Origin of the sequence: Micropruina sp., from assembly GCF_047607385.1 — a bacterium.
In the GTDB taxonomy this organism is placed as follows: Bacteria; Actinomycetota; Actinomycetes; order Propionibacteriales; family Propionibacteriaceae; genus Micropruina.
In genome coordinates, this window is the sequence record NZ_JASGDE010000053.1 from 1 (window position 1) to 19,848 (window position 19,848).

Genomic DNA, 19,848 nt, shown 5'->3' on the forward strand with positions numbered 1-19,848 from the left:
CCGCCTCCGCGGCCCAAGCCGAGGCGGCCGAGGTGGCGGCGAACCTGGCCGCCGCGGTGGCCCAGCGCGACGCGGCGGTCAAACGTGCCGAGGAGCTGGCCGCCGATCGCGAGTCGTTGGTCAGCCAGTTCAAGGTGCTCTCCGCCGAGACCTTGGAGCGGCAGGGCAAGGCCGCCGACGACACCGCCGAGAAGCGGCTGAAGGCCACCGAGCTGCTGCTCAAGCCCGTCCACGAGACGCTGGAGGCGTTCCGCACCCGGCTGGGCGAGGTCGAGCAGCAGCGCGCCGTGATGGCCACCGAACTGGCCAACCAGGTGCGCAACGTGCAGGCCACCGGTGAGCAGCTCCGGCTGGAGACCCGGGCCCTGGTCACCGCGCTGCGCAAGCCGCACGTCCGCGGCCACTGGGGCGAGCAGCAGCTCAAGCGGGTGGTCGAACTGGCCGGCATGGTCGAGCACTGCGATTTCGTCACCCAGCAGACCACCAGCACCACCGCCGACCAGGTGATCCGGCCCGACCTGAAGGTGCTGCTCGACGGCGACCGGTTCGTCTGGGTCGATTCCAAGGTGCCGTTGGCCGCCTTCCTGGACGCCAACGAGACCGACGACGAGAAGACCCGCGAGCAGGCGCTGAAGCAGTTCTCCAAGAACGTCCGGACCCATGTCGACCAGCTCTCCGGCAAGGCCTACTTCAAGTCCGACTTCGGCACCCCCGAGTTCGTGGTGATGTTCATCCCCAGCGAGGCACTCGCCGCCGAAGCACTGAGCCGGCAGCCCGACCTGCACGAGTACGCCTCGCAGCGCAATGTGATCCTGGCCACCCCGACCACCCTGATCGGCCTGCTGCGGGCGGTGTCCTACGGCTGGAAGCAGGCCGCGCTGGCCGAGTCGGCGGCCCAGGTCTCCGAACTGGCCCGCGAGCTGTACGACCGGCTGGGCACCCTGGGCGGCCACTTCGACAAGGTCGGGCGCTCGCTCGGGGCCTCGGTGACCGCCTACAACCAGGCGGTCGGCTCGATCGAGGGCCGGGTGTTCCCGACCGCGCGGAAGCTGCGCGATCTGCACGTCACCGGCAAGGAACTGGCCACCGTCAACGTGGTCGACTCCGCGGTCCGGCCGCTGACCGCGCCGGAACTGGTCGACGACGCCGTCCAGGTCACCCCGCTGATCGGCGCGCGTCCCGACGACCCGGAGCAGCTGAACCGTCCGCAACCGGCACTAGACGAACTGCTCGCCGGCGAGGCCCCGCCGTCTCGGCGACGACGCACCGCGGGCTGAGCTGCGGCGAAGGGGCAAGAATGGTCGAATGAGCGTCACCACGCAGGGCAGCACCACCGCCGGCGTCACGGCCGACAGCATCGAAGAGGCCGCCGAACGGCTGGCCGGGATCGTCATCGAAAGCCCGCTGCAGTTCAACAAGCGGTTGTCGGACGCCACCGGCGCCCAGGTCTGGCTCAAGCGCGAAGACCTGCAGCCCGTCCGCTCCTACAAGCTGCGCGGGGCCTACAACCTGATCTGCCAGCTGGACGAGGCCGAGCGCGCCGCCGGGGTGGTGTGCGCCAGCGCCGGGAACCATGGCCAGGGCGTCGCCTTCGCCTGTGCCCGGCTGGGCATCAAGGCCACCATCGTGGTGCCGTCCACCACCCCGCGGCAGAAGCGGCAGCGGATGCGCCAGCTGGGTGAGGGCTGGGTCGAGTTGATCGTGCACGGCGACACCTACGACGAGGCCGCCGCCCGGGCCGACCAGATCGTCGCCGAGCAGGGCTGCACCATGGTGCCGGCCTTCGACGACGTCCGCACCATCGCCGGTCAGGGCACCGTCGCGGCCGAGGTCGTCCGGCAACTGGGCCGGGCGCCGGACACCCTGATCGTCCCGGTCGGCGGCGGCGGCATGATCGGCGGCTGCCTGACCTGGCTGGCCGAGCGACACCCGGGCACCAAGGTGGTCGGCGCCGAGCCGGCCGGCGCGGCGTCCATGGCGATCGCGCTGGAGGCCGGACGCCCCCGCGATCTGCCCAAGCTGGACACCTTCGTGGACGGCGCGGCGGTGCGCCGGGTGGGTGAACTCACCTTCGACATCGCCCGCCGGCTCAAGCCGCACATGTTCTCGGTGCCCGAAGGCCGGATCTGCTCCGAGATGCTGGAGCTGTACCAGACCGACGGCGTCATCGCCGAACCGGCCGGCGCGCTGGCGTCCGCGGCGCTCGGCATCTACAAGCCGTCCCCCGGCCGGGTGGTGGTCGCCATCGTCTCCGGCGGCAACAACGACCTGTCCCGCTACGCCGAGATCGCCGAGCGGGCGTTGGTGTACCAGGGCAGCAAGCACTACTTCCTGGTCAACTTCCCGCAGGAGCCGGGCGCCCTGCGCCGGTTCCTCGACGACATCCTCGGCCCGGACGACGACATCACCCTGTTCGAGTACGTGAAACGCTCCAACCGGGAGACCGGGCCGGCCCTGGTCGGTGTCGAGCTCGGCGATCCCACCGATCTGCAAGGCCTGCTCGATCGGATGAAGAACAGCCGGCTGATCGTCGACCGCATCGCGCCCGACAGCCCGTTCTACCGGTTCCTGGTCTGACATCCGCGCGGACCGGCATCGTCAGCTGGTCAGCCACACCGCCGAGTCGGGCGGCAGGAAGCGGCCGGTCAGTGTGACGCTGGACAGCAGCACCTCACCGGTCGGGGGCAGCGGAACGTCGTCGTCCGCGAAGTTCAGGATGCAGCGGAACCCGCGGGCACGGCTGAAGTCCAGAACACCGGGCGCGGACTCGTTCCACGTCATCGACCCGTCGCCGAGAGCAGGGTGCGAGCGCCGGATCCGCAGGCCGGTCCGATACAACTCCAGGTGCGATGCGGGATCGCCGTCCTGATCCGCAACGGTGTGGCCGGCCCAGCAGGCGGGCTGGGGCAGCCAGGGCGACTCCGCGCCGGCGGCACTGAACCCGTACGGACTACGGTCACCCGACCAGGGAAGCGGCACCCGGCATCCGTCCCGGCCCCGCCGGGTGTGGCCTGAGTTGGTCCACACCGGGTCGCGCAGCGCCGCCTCGGGGAGGTCTTCGACCTCCGCCAGGCCGAGCTCGTCGCCTTGGTAGACGTAACATCCACCCGGCAGGGCGAGGGTGAGCATCGCCGCGGCCCGGGCCCGCCGCCGGCCGAGTTCACCGTCCAGCGGCCCCTCGATGACGTAGTGCGCGCCGTTGCCCCAACCCTTCGGGGGCCGGCCGAACCGACTGACGTGACGCGTCACGTCGTGATTGGACAACACCCAGGTGGCCGGCGCCCCCACCGCGTCCAGCGACGTCATGGTGTCGTCGATCACCGCACGCAACGCCGTGGGCTCCCATGCGGTGCGCAGGAAGTTGAAGTTGAAAGCGGTGTGCAGCAGGCCCGGACGCAGGTGGCGCGCCATCCGTTCGGTCGACGGAAGCCATAATTCGGCGACGAAGGTGCGGTCGCCGTCGTACTCGTCGGCCACCTGCCGCCACTCTGCGAAGAGTTCCTGCAATCCCTCGTGGTCACGGTAGGGGTGGCTGCCGTCGGTGGCTTCGTCGGCGCCCGGCATGATGTCGGGCAACCCCTGCTGCTTGATGTTCCCGTGGGCGACGTCGATGCGGAATCCGTCGATGCCCCGGTCGAACCAGAAGCGAAGAATGTCACGGAACTCGGCGCGCACCTCCGGGTTCGCCCAATTCACATCGGGCTGCTCCGGGGCGTAGAGGTGCAGATACCACTCTCCCGGGCTTCCGTCCGGCTCGGTCACCCGTTGCCAGGCCGGGCCGCCGAATCGCGAGGGCCAGTTGTTCGGGGGCAGTTCGCCGTCCCGGCCCCGGCCCGGCCGGAAGATGTACCGGTCGCGTTCGGGGCTGCCGGGCCCGGCCCGCAGAGCCGCCTGGAACCAGGCGTGCTGATCCGAGGTGTGGTTGGGCACGATGTCGGGAATGACCCGCAGGCCGAGCGCGTGCGCGTCGCCGATCAACTGCTCGGCCTCACTCAACGTGCCGAACCGGGGATCGATCGCGCGGAAGTCCGCGACGTCGTACCCGCCGTCCACCATCGGGGACCGATACCAGGGGGTGATCCAGAGCGCATCGACGCCGAGTTCGCGCAGATAGGGCAGCCGGGAACGCAAGCCCTCGATATCGCCGAATCCGTCGCCGTCGCCGTCGGCGAAACTGGGCAGGTACACCTGATAGATCACCGCATCGCGCCACCAGGGTGTCGTCATCGATGCCCGGTCGACTGGAAACTCACCGGCGACCGATGCGTCGTCGCCCCCTGGTGCTGTCATGACGCTGCTCCTCGAATGGTGTTCCGGGTATTGCCCGGTCGCCCCAGCGTCGAGGAATCGGGGACGCCGGTCAACCGCTCAGGCGTTGGCGCGCCGCAGGTCTCTGCGAAGCTCCGGCGGCAACGCGAAGACCAGGTTCTCCTCGGTCAGCCGTTCCTCGACGGCGGCGGGATAGCCGCGCTCCTGGAGGAATTCCAGCACGCCCTGCACCAACTCGTCCGGCACCGAGGCGCCCGAGGTGACGCCCACGCTCTGCACGCCCTCCAGCCAGGCCTCGTCGATCTCGCCGGCGTTGTCGACGCGGTGGGACGCCTTCGCGCCGGCCTCCAGCGCCACCTCGACCAGGCGCACCGAGTTGGACGAGTTGCGCGACCCGACCACGATCACCAGGTCGGCGTCCGCAGCGATCTGCTTGACCGCGGACTGCCGGTTCTGGGTCGCGTAGCAGATGTCGTCGCTGGGCGGGTCGATCAGCTGCGGGAATTTCTCCCGGAGCTTGCCGACGGTCTCCCAGGTCTCGTCCACGCTGAGCGTCGTCTGCGACAGCCAGGCCACCTTGGCCGGATCGCCGATCTCGACGTCGGCGACGTCCTCGGGGGTCTCCACCAGGGTGATGTGCTCGGGCGCCTCGCCCGCGGTGCCCTCGACCTCCTCGTGCCCAGCGTGGCCGATCAGCAGGATCTGCAGCCCCTGGTTGGCGAACCGGCGGGCCTCACTGTGCACCTTGGTGACCAGCGGGCAGGTGGCGTCGATGGTCTTCAGGCTGCGCTCGGCGGCCTCGGCATGCACCGCCGGAGAGACTCCGTGCGCCGAGAACACCACCGTCGAACCCTCGGGCACCTCGTCCAGCTCTTCGACGAAGATGGCACCACGCGCTTCCAGGTCTTCCACCACGTGCCGGTTGTGCACGATCTGCTTGCGGACGTAGACCGGCGGCCCGTACAGATCGAGGGCCCGCTCGACCGTGATCACCGCGCGGTCGACCCCGGCACAGTAACCCCGCGGGGCCGCGACGACGACGCGTTTGGACTCGGTCATGGCCGCCAGTCTATCGACCGGGTTCGGCAGGCCCGTCCGCCCCGAACCCGCGCTCGCCTAACTATTTGCCGCTCGCCGAATTCGGCGAGCGGCAAATAGTTAGGCGAGCGGAAGGGAAGACGGGAGGGAGGGCGGCGAGGTTGTCGGAGGCATGTCCTAGGGTGACAGCGTGTCCCCACTCGCCAGCAGTCCGGAGCAGCCGCAGCCGCTGCGCACCGTGCTGGCCGCCACCAAGAGCTGGGTGGAGCGGTTGGGCAGCGTCTGGGTCTGTGGCCAGCTACTGGAGCTGAAGCGCCGGTCGGGCGCCGCCACCCACTTCCTCACCCTGCGGGACGCCCTGGCCGAGGTGTCGGTGACCGTCACCGCGTCCACCGGTGTGTTGGACGCCGCCGGCCCGGTCGCCGAAGGCATGGAGGTGGTGGCGCTGGTCCGGCCCACGGTGTGGAGCCGGAGCGGGTCGCTGACCTTCGAATGCACCGACCTGCGCGCCTCCGGCGAGGGACGGCTGCTGGCCCAGATCGAGCAGCGCAAGCGGATGCTGCAGGCCGAGGGACTGTTCGACCGCGCCCGCAAGCAGCCGCTGCCGTTCCTGCCCCGGTCGGTCGGGCTGATCACCGGCGAAGGCAGCGCCGCCGAGCGCGACGTGCTGCAGGTGGCCCGCGGTCGCTGGCCCGGCGTCCGGTTCAGCGTCAAGCACGCACTGATGCAGGGCACGTCCTGTGTCGAGCAGGTGCGGGACGCGCTGGCCGCGCTCGACCGCGACCCGGAGGTGCAGGTGATCGTGATCGCCCGCGGCGGCGGCTCGCTGCAGGACCTGCTGCCGTTCTCGGACGAGTCGCTGGCCCGGGCGGTGTTCGCCTGCCGCACCCCGGTGGTCAGTGCCATCGGGCACGAGCCGGACACTCCGATCATCGACCTGGTGGCGGACGTCCGCGCCGCCACCCCCACCGACGCCGCCAAACGAGTCGTCCCCGACGTCGCCGACGAGCGGCACCGGGTCGAGCAGGCCGCGCACCGCGTCCGCGCCGCCACGGTGCGGATGCTGGAACGGGAACGCCACTACCTGCAGACGCTCCGCACCCGGCCGGTGCTGGCCGACCCGCTCGGGCCGGTGACGGTCCAGTTGAACCAGCTGCGCGAGCTCCGGGCCCGCGGCGAGCGGGCGGTGCGCGGACGGCTCCGCGAGGAGGCGGCCTGGGTCGAGCACGCCGTGGGCCGGGTCCGGGCGCTCTCCCCGCGGGCCACCCTGCTGCGCGGCTACGCGATCATCAGCACCGACGCCGGCGAACCGGTGGACTCCACCGCCGCGGTCACGCCCGGCGACACCATCGTGGCGATGCTCGCCGACGGCACCGTCCGTGCCGATGTCACCACTGTCGAGACCAGGAGGGGATCCGATGGCTGAACAGCCGCAGAGCTACGAACAGGCCAGACAGCGGCTGGTCGAGGTCGTCCAGACACTGGAGGCCGGCTCGGTGCCGCTGTCCACCGCGATGGAGCTGTGGCAGGAGGGCGAGGCCCTGGCCCGCCGCTGCCAGGAGTGGCTGGACGGCGCCAAGGCCACCATCGAGGCCGCCACCGCGTCCGAACCTTCCGAGGCCTCCCCCGCCGGCTAGACCGCGCCGCCGGGCGCTCGGGACAGCGTTTCGGCGCCGAACGGCAATAGGGTGACGCGGTGCCCGAATTGCTCGAGGAAGTGCCCCGGCTGGCCCAGCACCAACGCCGCACGCTCTGGGTGCTGTCGGCCGGCCAGGTGCTGAGCGGGATCAGCTTCGGCGCCACCGTCTCGCTCGGCGCCGTGCTGGCCGCGACCATCTCCGGCGACGACGGGCTCTCCGGGCTGGCCACGGCCTTCATCACCCTGGGCACCGCGGCCACCTCGATGCCGCTGGCCACCCTGGCCGGACGCCGCGGCCGCGGTCTCGCGCTGGCGTCCGGGATGGCGGTGGCGCTGCTCGGGGTCGGCCTGGTGATCGGCGCGGTCGCGGTGCGGTCGTTCCCGATGCTGCTGCTGGGCTTCGCCCTGATCGGCGCCGGCCAGGCCGCCAACCTGCAGGCCCGGTTCGCGGCGACCGACCTGGCCACGGACGCCTCCCGCGGCCGAGATCTGTCCATGGTGGTGTGGGCGACCACGCTCGGCGCGGTGCTCGGGCCGAACCTGGTCGGGCCGGGTGAGGCGCTCGGGGCCCTGGTGGGGATGCCGGAACTCACCGGTCCCTATCTGTTCACCGTTGTCGGACAGCTCTCCGGGATCGCCCTGTACTGGTTCGGGCTGCGCCCCGACCCGCTGCTGCTGGCTCGGCGGGTGGCGCTCACCCGCACCGGGGCCGCCACCGCGGCGGCGCACCCCGACCGTCCGCTGGCGGCCCGCTACGCCATGCTGACCGTGGTCGGGGCGCACGGCGTGATGGTGTCGGTGATGGCGATGACGCCGATCCACCTGCTGCACCACGGCGCGACGCTGACCATCGTGGGGCTCACCATCAGCCTGCACATCGCCGGCATGTACGCGCTCTCCCCCGTCTTCGGCGCGCTGGCCGACCGCTGGGGCCGGCTGCCCACCATCGTGCTGGGCTACGCGACACTGGCCGCCAGCGCCGGGGTGATCGCGCTGGGGGCGTCCGATCCGCGCTGGGTGACGGTGGCGCTGATCCTGCTCGGACTGGGCTGGAGCGCCGCCACCGTGGCCGGCGCGGCGCTGCTCACCGAGGCGTCCGCTCCCGAGCTGCGGGTCCGGCGGCAGGGTCGCAACGACGCCGCGATGAGCCTGCTGGGCGCCCTCGGCGCGGTGGCTGCCGGCGGCGTGCTGGGCTGGGTCGGTTTCGCCGGGCTGGCGCTGTTCACCCTGCCGGTGATCGTGCTGGTGGTCGCCCTGATTCCGCTCGGACGCCGCTGAGCCACGTCCGTCACCGCGACCTCCGGCACGTTGCACCGTCTTGGGGTCGTTGCACGGGTGTGAACTGGTGCGACGACCCCGGGACGGTGCGACATCAACTCGGGACGGACCCGAGGTCCTAATCCTCCAGCGTGGTCAGGTCGCCTTCGTCCTGGCCCAGGGCTCGCGCCTTCAGCACCCGGCGCATGATCTTGCCGGAGCGGGTCTTGGGCAGCTTGTCGGGGAAGTCGATGGCGTCCGGCTTGGCGATCGGCGACAGGTGGGACGCCACGTGCGCCCGCAGCTCCTCGGCCAGTTCCTGGCTGCCCTGGACGCCGACCCGCAGCGTCACGAAGGCGTGGATGGCCTGGCCCTTCACCTCGTGCGGCAGCCCGACCACGGCGGCCTCGGTGACGTCCGGGTGGGACACCAGCGCCGACTCCACCTCGGCGGTGCCGAGCCGGTGACCGGAGACGTTGATCACGTCGTCGGTGCGTCCGATGATCCAGAAGTAGCCGTCGGCGTCGCGGCGGGCGGCGTCCCCGGCCAGGTAGACGCCCGGGTACTTCGACCAGTAGGTGTCGATGTAGCGCTGGTCGTCGCCGTACAGCGTCCGGAACATGCCCGGCCACGGGTTCTTCAACACCAGGAAGCCCTCGTCGCCGTCCGGCACCTCCTCGCCGGCCTCGTTGAGGATGGCGGCGTCCTGGCCGAAGAACGGCTTGCCGCCGGAGCCGGGCTTCTGCGGCTCACCGGGCACCTGGGTGATCTGGAACATGCCGGTCTCGGTCTGCCACCAGGTGTCGATCACCGGGCACTGCTCCTTGCCGATCACCCGGTGGAACCAGTGCCAGGCCTCGGGGTTGATCGGCTCGCCGACCGAGCCGAGCAGCCGCAGCGACGACAGGTCGTGCCGGTTCGGCCAGGCCTCGCCGAAACGCATCAGCGACCGGATCGCGGTGGGCGCGGTGTAGAACTGGGTGATCCCGTAGTACTCCACCAGCTGCCACCAGCGGCTCGGGTACGGGTAGGTCGGGCCGCCCTCGAACATGAAGGTGGTGGCGCCGGTGAGCAGCGGCCCGTAGACCAGGTAGGAGTGCCCGGTCACCCAGCCCGGGTCGGCGGTGCACCACCAGCGGTCCTCGGGACGCATGTCGAAGGAGTACTTCAGCGTGGTGTAGATGCCGACCATGTAGCCGCCGTGGGTGTGCAGGATCGCCTTCGGCTTACCCGTCGAACCGGACGTGTACAGGATGTACAGCGGGTGCTCGGAATCCAGCTTCTCGGTTTCGCACTTGCCCTTGGCGATCGGCAGCGCCTGCAGGTCGTGGTACCAGTGGTCGCGCAGCGGATCCATGGTCACCTCGGAGCCGGTGCGCTTCACCACGATCACGTTCTCGACCGTCGGGGAGAACTTCACCGCCTTGTCGACGATCTCCTTGAGCGGGAAGACCTTGCCGTTGATCCACGACCCGTCGGCGGTGATCACCAGCTTCGACTTGGAGTCGTCGATCCGGTCGGTCAGCGCGTCGGCGGAGAAGCCGGCGAAGATCACCGAGTGGATGGCGCCGATCTTGGCGCAGGCCAGCATGGCGAAGAAGACCTCGGGAATCCGGGGCAGGTAGATGGTCACCCGGTCGCCCTTGACGACACCCATCGCCTTGAACACGTTGGCCATCTGGTTGACCTGCCGGTTCAGCGAGAAGTAGCTGAAGGTGCGGTGTTCCTTGCCGTCCTCGCTCTGCCAGATCAGCGCCAGCTTGTTCTTGTTCGGCCCGGCGACGTGCCGGTCCAGGCAGTTGTGCACGATGTTCACCTCGGCCCCGGTGAACCATTTGAAGAACGGTGCGTTCGAGTCGTCGACCACCTTGTCCCACGGCGAGAACCACTCCAGTTCGCGGGCCCGGTCGGCCCAGAAGCCCTGCGGGTCGGCGAGCGCTTCGGCGCGCAGCGTGTCGGGGTCGGGGACGTGGGACTCAGCTGCGATCGAGGGGTCGGGGTAGACGACGTCGCCTTCGAGCTTGGCCATTGCAGGCATCTCCTCCGTTGGAGCCGGTTGGACGTTGTGAGACTAATCGCGCCGGGCGGCCGGTGGAAGCACTCGCCGTCCCGAACGGGCAGGTGGCGGACGGATCGCCGGGACCGGACAGGTGACGGACGGATCACCGGGTCCGGGCCGCCGTAGCCAGGGACGGTGCGGGAACCGGAAGCCGGACGGGTGCGGCAGGCGTCGCTGGCGCTGGAGCCGGCGAGCCACCGCCTGCCACCCGGCGCCGGTCGGGTCGGGGAATTCGCGGAGAAGCCGATCCGGCTCACCGCAGCGTGGTGGCGAACGCCTCCAGCGCCGGATAGGGCAGGTCGCCGCTGATCACCAGCGTGCTCGCCGAATCGCTGCGGACCAGCGCCCTGGTCCGGTCGTCGTCGCTGACGTAGCGCTGCCACCGCGTCCCGGCCAGGTCGCTCTCGCCGTCGGACGCGGCGCCCCGGGTGACCTCACGAATCAGCCCGGCGGCATCGGTGTCGCGCTGGTCGAGGCCGATGTACATCCGCTCGGGAGTGAGGAAGCCCAGCTGGAAGGTGTTCCCGGTGGCCGCCTTCTGATCCAGGCCGGGCTCGCCCTGCGGCGTCCAGCGGGCCCGGACCACGACCCAGGTCTCCGGCAGGTTCTCCGGAACCGCGACCGGATAGGGCGCTTCGGCGCGGGCCTGGGCGACCACCGGCTGCCAGTCGACCGCGCGGGCCTCCGGCTCGGGGACGCGGCTGAACCAGAGGTAGATCAGCACCACCGGCACCAGCAGTGCCGCGACCGCGACCAGTATCTGGGGGACGGTGGGACTGGGACGACGGGCTGCCACGGAACCCATTCTTCACCAACTACGCTCACCGTCATGCCACGGGTTCTGCGCACCGCGGCCGGAGTCGCCGGCCTGATCGCCGGCAATGTGCTGGCCGGACGCCTGATCACCGGCCCGCTGCGCGACCTGCCGGCCGAGCACCGGCTGAACCATGACCTGCGCCGGACCGGCGGCACACGCGCCGCGGCACTGGCCGCCGGGCTGTCCCGCAGCTCGGACACGGTGCCGGCGATCGCGGTCGGTGTCGCCATCACCGCCGCCCTGCTGGCCCACGGACGCCGGCGTGCGGCAGCCGTGCCTGCGGTGGCGATGGCGCTGGCCTCGGCCACCCACGTCGCCAGTTCGCTCGCGGTCGGACGCCCCCGTCCGGCGCTGCAGCGGCTCGGCACCCGGCAGCCGACGTCCAGCTTTCCCAGCGGGCACGTCGGCGCGATGACCGCCCTGGCGGTGACCATCGGCGCCGGCGCGGCCTCGTTGCCGCGTCCGCTGCGGGTCGCAGCCGGCTCCGCCCTGGCCGGGTACCTGGCCCTGCTCGGCTGGTCGCGGCTGTACAACGGCCAGCACTACGCCAGCGACGTGCTCGCCGGGTACCTCAACGGCCTGAGCTGCGCGGCGCTGGCCCGCGACCTGCTCGGCGACCGGGAGCGGTGACGGCGATGCCGTCGGTGGAGTTGGCCCGGGCGCACACCCCGCAGGGCGAGATCGCGCTGCGGAGCCGTGGCGACGTCATCGAACTGATCGTGAACGGCGTCTTCGCGATGGACTCCGCCGAGGTGACCAGCGAGCTGGCCCTGGCCGACGCGGCCGGCCCGCGGCCCGGGACGGTGCTGGTCGGCGGCCTCGGCCTGGGCTACACCGCGGCCCGGCTGCTGGACAACGGCGCCCGGCACGTCCACGTCGTCGAGCTGGCCGGGCCGCTGATCGACTGGGCGATGCAGGGCGTCACCGAGCAGTTGGAGCGGGTGGCGCACGATCCGCGGATCCAACTGCACCACGGCGACATCGCCGAATGGCTGCCCCGCCGCGACGAGGCCTTCGACGCGATCCTGCTCGACGTCGACAACGGTCCGGGCTTCCTGATCCACGACCACAACGCCCGGGTGTACGCCGCGGACTGGCTGCGGACCGCGTCCGAACGGCTCGCGCCCGGTGGCGTGCTGGCGATCTGGTCGGAGGACGCGGCCCCCGAGCTGGCCGCGACCCTGGCCGGCCTGGGCAGCCTGACCGAGACGGTGATCGAGGTGGAGCGCGAGGGGCGACGCTTCGGCTACCGGCTGTACCGGCTGCGGCAGCAGTGACCGAGCTGCGGTGAGGGAGCGGCGGCCGCGCCCACGAGCCGATGGACCTCCCCGCCGGGTGCCGAGGCGCCGGTTACCGTGAAGCCATGAACCGCATTCCCGGCGCCGTGCTGACCGTCTCCGACCGGGCCAGCGCCGGCATCTACACCGACCGTTCCGGCCCGCTCGCGGTCGAGCTGCTGGCCGAGCACGGCATCGACGCCGACGTGGCGGTGGTGCCGGACGACCCGGCCGAGATCCGGCGCGGCATCCGCGCGGCGATCAAGCAAGGGGCCCGTTTCGTGCTCACCACCGGGGGCACCGGGATCGGCCCGCGGGACGTCACCCCGCAGGTCACCGCGGAACTGCTGTCCCTGGCCCTGCCCGGGGTGGTGGACGAGATCCGCCGGCGCGGCGCCGCCCAGGTGCCGACCGCTGCGCTGACCAGAGCGGAGGCCGGCATCGTCCGGCTCAAGAAGTGGCTACCGGCGTTCGTGGTGAACGCACCCGGCTCGCCGGGCGGCGTCCGGGACGCGGTCGCCGTGGCCGGCCCGCTGGTCGCCCACGTCCTCGACCAGCTGGACGGCGGCGATCACGCCGCAACCGACCCGGTCGGCTGACCGGACCCGCCCGGGTCTCGGCAAGCTCGACCGACGACGATCCGGGCTTCGCTAGCGCACCCAGTCGCCGCTGCGGCCGCCGGACTTGGCGACGATCCGGCAGTCGGCGATGGCGGCCGAGCGGTCCACCCCCTTCACCATGTCGACGATCGCCAGGGCGGCGACGGTGACGGCGGTCAGTGCCTCCATCTCCACCCCGGTCCGGTCGGCGGTGCGGACGGTGGCGCTGAGCTCCACCCCGGCGTCGGCGATGGCCAGGTCGAGCACCACCCCGTGGACGCCGATCACGTGCGCCAGCGGCAGCAGGTCGGGCACCTTCTTGGCGGCCGCGATGCCGGCCACCCGGGCCACCGCAAGCACGTCGCCCTTCGGCACGGTGCCGCTGCGCAGCGCCTCGACCACCTCCGCCGAGCAGGTCACCAGCCCGGTTGCGGTCGCCTCGCGGACGGTGGGCTGCTTGCCGGTGACGTCGACCATCCGGGCGGCGCCGGAGTCGTCCAGGTGGGTGAATCGCATCCGCTCACACTGCCATGACTTCGAGCCGGTCACCGACCGCGACGGCCTCCCAGTCCTCGGGCACCACCGCCAACGCGTCGGCCCGATGCAGCGAGGCGACCAGGTGCGACCCCGAGCCGCGGGCATGGCTGGGCCGCACCCCGTCCGGTTCCACGACGACCGGCACGTACTGGCGACGCCCGGACGGCGCACGCCAGGCTTCCAGCGCCACGGCCCGCCAGGGCCGTTCCGGACGCCGCGCGCCGGCCAGCGCGTCCAGCAGCGGGCGTCCGAACACCCGGAAGGACACGAACGAGCTGACCGGGTTGCCCGGGAAGGCCAGCAGCGGCACGCCGGCCCACAGCCCGTGCCCCTGCGGCTTGCCCGGCTGCATCGCCACCGCGCAGAACTCCAGCCCGCCGCCCAACTGCCGCACCGGCTCGTACGCTCCGGCCGAGACCCCGCCGGCGGTCAGGATCAGGTCGACCTCCGGCAGCCCGTCCAGCAGCCCGGCCAGTTCCGCCGGGTCGTCCCCGCTGCGCAGCACCGCCACCACCTCGGCGCCGGCGGCCGCGGCCAGCGCGGCCAGCATCACCGAGTTGGAGTCCGGGATCTGGCCGTCCGCCGGCTGCCGTCCGGGCGGCACCAGCTCGGCACCGGTCGACACCACCGCGACCCGCGGACGCGCCCGGACGGCGAGCGTTCCGTACCCCACGCTGGCGGCGGCGCCGATCGCGGCCGGGGTCAACACCGCACCGGCCGGCAGCACCGTGTCGCCGGCGGCCAGGTCCTCGGCGGCCCGGCGGATGTGGCGTCCGACCTCGACCGGCTCGTCGATCCGCACCCGTTCGGGCAGCGGCGCGGCGCCCGGACGCTGATCGGTGAGCTCGACCGGCACCACCGCGTCGGCGCCGGTCGGCACCCGGGCCCCGGTCATCACCCGCACTGCGGTTCCCGGTCGCAGCACCGGCACCGGCCCGCTCACCGCGGCGCTCTCGCCGACCACCCGCAGCACCACCGGCGCGGACGCGACGTCGGCGGCGCGCACGGCGAAACCGTCCATCGCCGAGTTGTCGAACGGGGGCACGGTGAGCCGGGCGGTCAGTTCCGCGGCCAGCACCCGTCCCGCCGCGGCGGCCAGCGGGACGTCGCGGACCGGCAGCACCCGGCCGGCGGCCATGGCCAGCACCGCGGCGCGATACTCCTCGACGCTGATCATCGCCGCCGGCACCCCGGGCCGGCCGTCGGGACAGGGGTTCGTCTGGAGCGCATGCCCACCACCTTGACCACCGCGGCGGGCCGGGACCACCCTGACACGCCGAACGCGCCACCCGGTTTCCCGGACGCCACGATAGGGTGTTCAAGTTCGAGGAAGGGAGAGACTGTGGCCACCAGGGTCGGAATCATTCTTGCCGGGGGTACCGGTTCCCGCGTAGGACTTTCGATCCCGAAACAGTTGATCAAGATCGCCGGTAAGACGGTGATGGAGCACACCATCGAGATCTTCCAGAACTCCGACGCGATCGACGAGATCTTCGTGCTGATGCATCCCGATCACATCGCCGTGGCCGAGCAGATCGCGTCGAACTACCCGAAGGTGACCAAGGTCATCGCCGGTGGCGAGAGCCGCAACGAGACCACCCAGCGCGCCCTCGCCGCACTGCAGGAGTACCCGGCCGACACCAAGCTGATGACGCACGACGCCGTCCGTCCGCTGCTCGCCGACCGGATCATCCGCGACTGCATCGACGCCCTGGACAACTACGACGCGGTCGATGTCGCCATCGCCTCGGCCGACACCATCATCGAGGTGGACGACGACCGGGTGATCACCGAGATCCCGCCCCGGCACCGGATGCGCCGCGGCCAGACCCCGCAGGCCTTCCGGCTGGGCACCCTGGTGGACGCCTACCGGCGGGCCTGGGAAGATCCCGCCTTCGTCGCCACCGACGACTGCACCGTCGTCCTCCGCTACCGCCCCGACAAGCCCATTTACGTGGTCGAGGGTTCGGATCACAACGTCAAGATCACCGAGCCGATCGACATCTTCATCGCCGACAAGCTGTTCCAGATCGGCTCCAGCGCGGCGCCCGCCCCGACCGAGCCGGGCGCGTACCACACCGCGCTGGCCGGCAAGGTGGTGGTGGTGCTGGGCGGCTCCTACGGCATCGGCGCCGACATCGCCGAGCTGGCCACCGGCTTCGGCGCGACGGCGCACTGCTACAGCCGCTCCGGCACCGGCACCCACATCGACCGCGCCGAGGACGTCGAAGCGGCCTTCGCCGACGCATTCGAGAAGTCCGGGCGGATCGACTACATCGTGGTCACCGCCGGGGTGCTCAGCCGGGGCAAGCTCGCCGATGTTCCGATGGACGAGATTATCGACGGAATCCGGGTCAACTACGTCGGCCCGGTGCTCGCCGCCCGCTGCGGACTCAAGTATCTGCAGGAAAGCCAGGGCCAACTGCTGTTCTTCACCTCGAGTTCCTACACCCGCGGCCGGGCGTCGTATTCGGTGTATTCCTCGTGCAAGGCGGCGGTGGTCAACCTGACCCAGGCGCTGGCCGACGAGTGGTCCGACATCGGCGTCCGGGTCAACTGCATCAACCCCGAGCGCACCGCCACCCCGATGCGCAGCAAGGCCTTCGGCGCCGAGCCGGAGGGCTCGCTGCTGTCCTCCAAGGCGGTCGCGCTGACCTCGATGGACGTGCTGCTGTCGAATCTCACCGGCCACGTCGTCGACGTCCGGCGGATGGACAGCGAGGGCGGCCTGTCGCGCACCGAGCTGGAGGCCCGCCGCATCTCCGAGGCGCTCGCCAAGGCCGAGTCGGGTGAGGGCTTCGACTCCGAAATCTGATCTGATCCCAGACACCACCCCCGATGACTGAGGAGCACCAACGATGAGGTATCTGCGGTTTGCTCTGCGACCGAAAGTCGCCGAAGCACTGCTGGCCGTTATCTGCAACACCCTGGGCGTGATCGTGATGCTGGTCGCGATCATCAGCCCCAACTGGGTCGGCACGCTGATCCTGATGTGGGTGCTGGTGATCGCGATCCTGGCCGGCCCGATCAGCGAGTTGCGCGGCACCCTGACCAAGAAGACCTCGCTGCCGCTGGTGATGGGCACGATGAGCTTCGCCCGGATCGACGTGCTGTTGGCCGCGCTGGTGGTCGACTACTACGGCCGCGGCGCCAGCCTCGGCGTGGCCGGGGTGACCCTGGCCTCGTTGTCCATCCTGGCCGAGCACGTCACCCGGCCGCTGATCCGGCGGGCGGTCCCGGTGGTCGCCAACATCCCCGGCTGGCGGGTGCCGGTGCCGTCCTCCGACCTGGCCAATCTGCTCTACCTGGTCAATCTGATCGCGATCGTGACGGCCACCCTGTCGTCCACCTTCGACTTCACCCAGGCCTGGCTGCTGCTGATCGTCGCGGTGGGCGCGGTGCTCACCTGCGTGCTGCTCTACCAGGTGGGCAGCTACTACCTGGCCCGGTCCCGGTTCGAGCGCAGCCTGCCCGAGACGATGGCGAAGCTGGCACCGGTCTTCGCCTTCCACTGGCAGGCCCCCGCCGGCACCGCCTACCAGGCCGCCATGTGGCTGCCCTATCTGGCCCGGCTCGGCACCCCCTATTTCATCCTGGTCCGCACCGCCGCCAACTTCGACGAGGTGGTCAAGCTCACCGACGCGCCGGTGCTGATGCGCAGCGCGCTCACCGACCTCGACGAGATGGTGCCCGAATCGCTGCGGGTGGTCTTCTACGCCAACACCGCGGTGCGCAATTCGCACATGATCCGGTTCCCGCACCTGACCCACATCCAGCTCAACCACGGCGACAGCGACAAGATCACCAGCGTCAGCCCGACCTTCCGGCAGTACACCCGCAATTTCGTGGCCGGCCAGGCCGCCATCGACCGGTTCGGCAAGCACGGCGTGGAGGTGCACCCCGACCAGTGCGTGATCGTGGGTCGTCCGCAGCTGGAGGACGTCAAGATCGCCACCCAGCCGATCGCGGCCGTGGCGCAGCCGACCGTGCTGTACAGCCCGACCTGGTCGGGCTTCTACGAGGACTCCGACTACAGCTCGCTGCGGGCCGGGCCCGAGATCGTCCGCTGGCTGCTGGACCGGGGCTGCACCGTCGTCTTCCGGCCGCATCCCTACGCCCGCCGGCACGCCGCCAACGCCGCCGCCTGCGACCAGGTGATCGCCATGCTCGCCGAGGACGCGAAGACCAGCGGACGCCGGCACGTCTACGGCCCCACCGCGGAGACCGAGATGTCGGTGGTGGACTGCTTCAACGCCGCCGACGCGATGGTGTCGGACGTCTCCAGCGTGGTCTCCGACTTCCTGTTCTCCGGCAAGCCGTTCGCGATGGCCGCGGTGTCGGCGCACGGCCAGGCGTTCCTGGACGAGTTCCCGCTGTCCGAGGCGGCCTACGTGTTCGACGTCTTCAAGGACGGCAGCACCGCGTCGCTGGATCAGGCCCTCGCCGACATGCTGGGCGCGGACTCGCTGGCGACCACCCGGCAGCGGCTCCGCACCTACTACTTGAGCGACGCCGATCCCGAGCACTACGCCCAGCGTTTCATCGATGTCGCACGCAGTTACCTGCTCGACAGCGACGTACTGCGACCCAGCCAACCCTGATAGCATCCTTGCCATTCCTCAGGCTTACCCCCGAGCTTGAGGCGCCTTGGAAGGAGCGGAGCCCGTGGCTCTTCGCAGATTCATCAGCATTCCCCTGATCGCCTCCCTCGCTTTCGGCGCGCTGGCCGCGCCGGCGGCGATCAGCCCCACCCCCGCCATGGCGAAGGCGAAAGCCAAGCCGAAGCCCAAGCCGAAGCCGAGTTCCCCGGCTCTGCGAGTGGCCAGCTACAACATCCTGTGCTCCACCTGCGGCGGCCCGTCGTGGTCGTCGCGGCGCACCGCGGTGGCCTCGACGATCAAGAACCAGAAGCCGGACGTGGTCGGCATCCAGGAGGCCTCGCAGGGCAAGCTTCCCGGCAAGCAGGTTTCTCAGTACAGCGAGTTGCTCTCCACCCTGGGCAGCCCCTACCGGGCGGCCAACAGCAACGGCTACAACTGTGAGCGGGTCACCACGCCGAGCAAGTGCGTGTACAAGGATCAGGGCGCCAGCCAGGGCACCCGGATCATCTACAACTCCAGCACCGTCACCCTGTTGGCGCAGGGTTCCCGGAAGCTCACCTCGGCCTCCGGCGCGGGCGACCGGTACGTCGCCTGGGCACGGTTCCAGCAGCGCAGCAGCGGCAAGAAGTTCCTCTTCGTCAACGCGCACCTGGAGCACCGCAAGAGCGACTACTACTACGAGCTCCGCAAGACCCAGACCCGGCAGGTGCTCGACACCCTCAAGCAGCATCGCGATTCGCTGCCGGTGGTGATGGTCGGCGACTGGAACTCCGACAAGTGGGCCAAGCCCAGCAACGCGCCCTCGGACCTGATCCTGGGCGCCGGTTTCGTCGATCCGCTGGGCCACGTCTATCGCTCGAAGGCGATCGGCAAGAACGCCACCGTGGAGAAGCGGATCCGCACCAACTACTGGAGCGTGAACCACCTCAAGCGCGAGGCCCAGCACTACCCGGAGGGCACCAACGGCGTGAACATCGACCAGATCTACGTCAGCCCGATGCGGGTCTCGGAGTTCGAGGTCGTCGTGAAGCTGGACAAGAAGGGCCGATTCGTCGGCACCATCCCGTCGGATCACAACATGCTGCGGGCCACCGTCCACCTGCCCTGATCGACGTAATCGCCGATCAGGCGGCGATGCGCTGGTCGAGCTTGTCGAAACCCGTGGTCAGAGGGTCTCGGCAAGCTCGACCGGCGTAATCGGCGCCGCCCCGGACGCCCTGGTGCCGCGGCCACCAACTCAGCGACAGAGCCGCTCGGACCGGGTCTCGATCTCGTCCATCGCCTTGTTGAGCTTCGGCAATTGCTTCAGTTGCGCCCGGACCGCGTTCCAGTCGCCACTGTCGATGGTGATCTTGGCGTCCTTGAGATAGCGGATCACCTTCGCATAGTGCGGCTGCAACGCAGCCGGGGCCTTCTTGGACGCCGCGGTGTAGCGCTCCAGCCATTTCGCGAAAGTCTCCGAGAGCTGCCCGGTGTCCGGGGACGCGTCATCGTCGGGGGTGCCCCCGGAGGCGCCGCCCAGGATCGCCAGGTAGTCGCGGCAGTACGGGCTCAGCGAGCGGGTGCTGGTCGGGGCCGGGCTGGCCGACGGGGTCTCGCCCGGCAGGTCGCTGGGCTCCTCGCCGGGCGTCGCGGACGCCGTGGCCGGCGGGGTGACGCTGGGCACCTCGGCCACCTGCTGGGTGCCGCGGGCGGCCCAGACCACGGCCACCACCACGACCGCCGCCAGCACGGCGGCGGCCATCGCCCACCAGC

General features: G+C 70.8%; 17 protein-coding genes and 1 pseudogene. 11 read left to right on the top strand and 7 right to left on the bottom strand.

Annotated features, from left to right (window positions below):
- Together QM582_RS05190 and ilvA are read left to right on the top strand one after the other, a co-directional pair.
- The coding region (locus QM582_RS05190) for a DNA recombination protein RmuC (RefSeq protein WP_415082368.1) at positions 1 to 1,277 on the top strand (1,277 nt) is incomplete at its 5' end.
- Between the two features lie 28 nt (positions 1,278 to 1,305).
- Complete coding sequence (gene ilvA / locus QM582_RS05195; RefSeq protein WP_415082370.1) at positions 1,306 to 2,577, top strand: threonine ammonia-lyase IlvA; 1,272 nt, start codon at positions 1,306 to 1,308, stop codon at positions 2,575 to 2,577.
- 21 nt (positions 2,578 to 2,598) lie between these two features.
- On the opposite strand, the gene QM582_RS05200 is transcribed toward ilvA, so the two are convergent.
- A complete protein-coding gene (locus QM582_RS05200) occupies positions 2,599 to 4,290 on the bottom strand; it encodes a glycoside hydrolase family 13 protein (RefSeq protein ID WP_415082372.1) in 1,692 nt (563 codons plus the stop codon).
- A gap of 78 nt (positions 4,291 to 4,368) precedes the next feature.
- Positions 4,369 to 5,328, bottom strand: coding sequence for a 4-hydroxy-3-methylbut-2-enyl diphosphate reductase (locus QM582_RS05205; protein ID WP_415082374.1), 960 nt, complete (start codon positions 5,326 to 5,328; stop codon positions 4,369 to 4,371).
- Positions 5,329 to 5,497: 169 nt separating this feature from the next.
- Between QM582_RS05205 and xseA the strand changes: the two genes are divergently transcribed.
- Genes xseA through QM582_RS05220 form a run of 3 tightly spaced genes read left to right on the top strand, consistent with a single transcriptional unit; the run spans position 5,498 to position 8,224 of the window.
- Positions 5,498 to 6,733 carry an exodeoxyribonuclease VII large subunit gene (gene xseA / locus QM582_RS05210; protein WP_415082376.1) on the top strand — a complete coding sequence of 412 codons (1,236 nt, stop codon included), beginning with the start codon at positions 5,498 to 5,500 and terminating at the stop codon, positions 6,731 to 6,733.
- Positions 6,726 to 6,944: an exodeoxyribonuclease VII small subunit gene (locus QM582_RS05215; protein WP_415082378.1), complete on the top strand. Its 219-nt coding sequence runs from the start codon at positions 6,726 to 6,728 to the stop codon at positions 6,942 to 6,944. The genes xseA and QM582_RS05215 overlap by 8 nt, the downstream gene beginning before the upstream one ends.
- 59 nt (positions 6,945 to 7,003) lie before the next feature.
- Positions 7,004 to 8,224: an MFS transporter gene (locus QM582_RS05220; protein ID WP_415082380.1), complete on the top strand. Its 1,221-nt coding sequence runs from the start codon at positions 7,004 to 7,006 to the stop codon at positions 8,222 to 8,224.
- Positions 8,225 to 8,342: 118 nt separating this feature from the next.
- On the opposite strand, the gene acs is transcribed toward QM582_RS05220, so the two are convergent.
- Both acs and QM582_RS05230 read right to left on the bottom strand, forming a co-directional pair.
- Positions 8,343 to 10,232 (bottom strand): acetate--CoA ligase, encoded by a 1,890-nt coding sequence (gene acs / locus QM582_RS05225; protein WP_415082382.1) that lies wholly within the window; start codon positions 10,230 to 10,232, stop codon positions 8,343 to 8,345.
- 283 nt (positions 10,233 to 10,515) lie between these two features.
- Positions 10,516 to 11,058 (bottom strand): DUF4245 domain-containing protein, encoded by a 543-nt coding sequence (locus tag QM582_RS05230; RefSeq protein ID WP_415082384.1) that lies wholly within the window; start codon positions 11,056 to 11,058, stop codon positions 10,516 to 10,518.
- A 33-nt stretch (positions 11,059 to 11,091) separates the two neighbouring features.
- Here QM582_RS05230 and QM582_RS05235 point away from each other — a divergent pair, with 33 nt between their 5' ends.
- From QM582_RS05235 to QM582_RS05245, 3 genes are all read left to right on the top strand, one after another.
- Positions 11,092 to 11,709, top strand: coding sequence for a phosphatase PAP2 family protein (locus QM582_RS05235; protein ID WP_415082386.1), 618 nt, complete (start codon positions 11,092 to 11,094; stop codon positions 11,707 to 11,709).
- A gap of 5 nt (positions 11,710 to 11,714) precedes the next feature.
- The gene (locus QM582_RS05240) at positions 11,715 to 12,356 is read left to right on the top strand and encodes a hypothetical protein (protein WP_415082387.1); all 642 of its coding nucleotides are present in this window, start codon (positions 11,715 to 11,717) and stop codon (positions 12,354 to 12,356) included.
- Positions 12,357 to 12,442: 86 nt separating this feature from the next.
- Positions 12,443 to 12,955, top strand: coding sequence for a MogA/MoaB family molybdenum cofactor biosynthesis protein (locus QM582_RS05245; protein WP_415082389.1), 513 nt, complete (start codon positions 12,443 to 12,445; stop codon positions 12,953 to 12,955).
- A gap of 51 nt (positions 12,956 to 13,006) precedes the next feature.
- Here the strand turns inward: QM582_RS05245 and moaC are convergent, their stop codons facing one another.
- Together moaC and glp are read right to left on the bottom strand one after the other, a co-directional pair.
- On the bottom strand, positions 13,007 to 13,471 hold the full coding sequence (gene moaC, locus QM582_RS05250) for a cyclic pyranopterin monophosphate synthase MoaC (protein ID WP_415082391.1): 465 nt from the start codon (positions 13,469 to 13,471) through the stop codon (positions 13,007 to 13,009).
- A 4-nt stretch (positions 13,472 to 13,475) separates the two neighbouring features.
- Entirely contained in the window at positions 13,476 to 14,669 is a 1,194-nt protein-coding gene (glp, locus tag QM582_RS05255) for a gephyrin-like molybdotransferase Glp (protein ID WP_415082392.1), read from the bottom strand.
- A gap of 165 nt (positions 14,670 to 14,834) precedes the next feature.
- On the opposite strand from glp, the gene QM582_RS05260 reads away from it, so the two are divergent.
- The 3 genes from QM582_RS05260 (at position 14,835) to QM582_RS05270 (ending at position 19,201) form a co-directional block, all read left to right on the top strand.
- Positions 14,835 to 16,307 (top strand): D-ribitol-5-phosphate cytidylyltransferase, encoded by a 1,473-nt coding sequence (locus QM582_RS05260; protein WP_415082394.1) that lies wholly within the window; start codon positions 14,835 to 14,837, stop codon positions 16,305 to 16,307.
- A 43-nt stretch (positions 16,308 to 16,350) separates the two neighbouring features.
- Positions 16,351 to 18,093 carry a CDP-glycerol glycerophosphotransferase family protein gene (locus tag QM582_RS05265; protein WP_415082396.1) on the top strand — a complete coding sequence of 581 codons (1,743 nt, stop codon included), beginning with the start codon at positions 16,351 to 16,353 and terminating at the stop codon, positions 18,091 to 18,093.
- A gap of 64 nt (positions 18,094 to 18,157) precedes the next feature.
- Positions 18,158 to 19,201 (top strand): endonuclease/exonuclease/phosphatase family protein, encoded by a 1,044-nt coding sequence (locus QM582_RS05270; RefSeq protein WP_415082398.1) that lies wholly within the window; start codon positions 18,158 to 18,160, stop codon positions 19,199 to 19,201.
- A gap of 129 nt (positions 19,202 to 19,330) precedes the next feature.
- On the opposite strand, the pseudogene QM582_RS05275 reads toward QM582_RS05270, so the two are convergent.
- Positions 19,331 to 19,848: pseudogene (locus QM582_RS05275) on the bottom strand (hypothetical protein); the annotation flags it as partial.

Bases quoted from the DNA above. Each gene is read 5' to 3' on its own strand.
- ilvA (WP_415082370.1), top strand. From the start codon at position 1,306: ATGAGCGTCACCACGCAGGGCAGCACCACCGCCGGCGTCACGGCCGAC.
- QM582_RS05200 (WP_415082372.1), bottom strand. From the start codon at position 4,290: ATGACAGCACCAGGGGGCGACGACGCATCGGTCGCCGGTGAGTTTCCA.
- QM582_RS05205 (WP_415082374.1), bottom strand. From the start codon at position 5,328: ATGACCGAGTCCAAACGCGTCGTCGTCGCGGCCCCGCGGGGTTACTGT.
- QM582_RS05215 (WP_415082378.1), top strand. From the start codon at position 6,726: ATGGCTGAACAGCCGCAGAGCTACGAACAGGCCAGACAGCGGCTGGTC.
- acs (WP_415082382.1), bottom strand. From the start codon at position 10,232: ATGGCCAAGCTCGAAGGCGACGTCGTCTACCCCGACCCCTCGATCGCA.
- QM582_RS05235 (WP_415082386.1), top strand. From the start codon at position 11,092: ATGCCACGGGTTCTGCGCACCGCGGCCGGAGTCGCCGGCCTGATCGCC.
- QM582_RS05240 (WP_415082387.1), top strand. From the start codon at position 11,715: ATGCCGTCGGTGGAGTTGGCCCGGGCGCACACCCCGCAGGGCGAGATC.
- QM582_RS05245 (WP_415082389.1), top strand. From the start codon at position 12,443: ATGAACCGCATTCCCGGCGCCGTGCTGACCGTCTCCGACCGGGCCAGC.
- moaC (WP_415082391.1), bottom strand. From the start codon at position 13,471: ATGCGATTCACCCACCTGGACGACTCCGGCGCCGCCCGGATGGTCGAC.
- glp (WP_415082392.1), bottom strand. From the start codon at position 14,669: ATGATCAGCGTCGAGGAGTATCGCGCCGCGGTGCTGGCCATGGCCGCC.
- QM582_RS05265 (WP_415082396.1), top strand. From the start codon at position 16,351: ATGAGGTATCTGCGGTTTGCTCTGCGACCGAAAGTCGCCGAAGCACTG.